This window comes from Zooshikella harenae (assembly GCF_018837975.1).
Lineage (GTDB): Bacteria > Pseudomonadota > Gammaproteobacteria > Pseudomonadales > Zooshikellaceae > Zooshikella > Zooshikella harenae.
The window spans coordinates 1-1221 of the sequence record NZ_JAGSOY010000254.1 but is presented as its reverse complement, the minus strand read 5'-3'; the positions used below and the strand labels follow the sequence as shown (position 1 = coordinate 1221).

The following is a 1221-nucleotide window of genomic DNA, read 5'->3' as shown; positions in this document are numbered from 1 at the left end:
TATGCCATTTTCCGCTGTAGCAACAGTCAGTGCAGCCATACCAAACGAGTTTGTTTTAGCTGCAAAGGTCGGTTCTGCCCTACCTGCGGTAAAAAACTCACAGAGCAATGGATTCAAAAACAAAAAGCGATCCTCCCCAAAACAGCTTGGCAGCACATCACGTTTACTATGCCGGGGGAGTTATGGGAGCTGTTTAATCTCAACCGGTTTTTACTCAATGATTTGAGTCGGTTAGCCGCAAACACCCTCCTTAAAATCGCTAAAAGCAAAGGCATTATTCCTGGTATTTTTACCGCCTTGCACACCTTTGGTCGTGATCTTAAATGGAATACCCATATTCATCTTTCCACTACGCAGGGAGGGTTAACGCTGGATTATTCCTCCTGGAAATCCCTCTATTTCAAAGCTGATCCCATTAAAAAAATGTGGCGCTACGCCATCATTCGATTACTACGAAAACACTATCATCAATTGGTGTTTCCTGAGTCACTTCAGGCCATGGGTGCTTCGTATACCAACTTTAATCGCTGGCTTAATTCTCATTATCAGAAAACCTGGAATGTCCACTTTGCCAAACCCAATCAGAGCCATAAGAAAAATGTCTCCTACCTGGGCCGCTATACCAAACGCCCTCCCTTAGCCATGTCCCGCCTGGAGCATTATGATGGCCATAAGGTGATTTTTAATTACCTGGATCATAAGACGAAAACCTATCGTCGTTTTACCTGCTCGGCCGATGAGTTTATGCACCGCTTTACCCAGCACATCCCGGATAAAGGCTTTCGGATGATTCGCTATTATGGGTTTCTGGCTAACCGGGTACGGGGAAAACTCTTGCCGAAGGTTTATAACCTACTCGATCAGGCAGAAAAAAATGCCATCCCTTTACGCTGGCCCGAGCTACATAAGCAAACCTTTGGTAGCAATCCAATGGAATGCATTCTATGCCGTTCAAAACTCATCTTGGCTGAGAGGCATGCGGGGTTGTCTCAAAAAGCACTCCATCAATACCATCGCCAACTGGCACTTCAAAAACCGATTTATTTACCCTCACAGGATCAGGCCGCCTAAAATCTGGAATTGCCTATAAAATAGGCAATTTTTGGCTGTATGTGGGTGATACTTTGAGCAATTTTGGAATAATCAAATGCTTCCCCTTCATCAGGGACTCTCATTAACACATCAACTGACGTATAATAACGCTTTCAAATTCCTAATGAT

At 44.2% G+C, this 1221-nt stretch carries 1 protein-coding gene; it reads left to right on the top strand.

Features of this window, described 5'->3' with window-relative positions; all coding sequences use genetic code 11:
* On the top strand, positions 1-1071 hold a 1071-nt coding region (locus KCG35_RS25415), incomplete at its 5' end, for an IS91 family transposase (protein WP_215822645.1).
* Positions 1072-1221: the final 150 nt, after the last annotated feature.